Annotated in this window: 1 protein-coding gene; it reads left to right on the top strand. The window is 63.2% G+C overall.

From position 1 onward, the window contains the following. On the top strand, positions 1-288 hold a 288-nt coding region (locus NCR38_RS34045; RefSeq protein ID WP_250478544.1), incomplete at both ends, for a hypothetical protein.

Raw genomic sequence — 288 nt, 5'->3', positions numbered from 1 at the left:
GTATTTGAACAGAACCCGTTTTCGTCGCCGGTCAGGCCCGGCAAAAACACGACCGCCATCCGCCGCAAACCGGTCGATGCGCCCGCGCCCGCCGGCCAATCCGGGCAGTCCGCACAACCGGCGATACCGCAGCAACATGACTCCGGCGTGGTGGCGGTGTTTGAAAACCCGGACGAGATGATTGTGCGCGCGCGCAAGCATCTCAAAGACACGCATTTAGCCGGTAAAATCGAAGAGGCCGGGCGCTTGTTTACGCGCTGCGCGGAGTTGTACCGAGCGGTGGGGCGG

It is taken from the genome of Caballeronia sp. INML1 (assembly GCF_023631085.1).
Classification (GTDB): domain Bacteria; phylum Pseudomonadota; class Gammaproteobacteria; order Burkholderiales; family Burkholderiaceae; genus Caballeronia; species Caballeronia turbans.
This window is presented reverse-complemented; position numbering and strand designations above follow the sequence as displayed.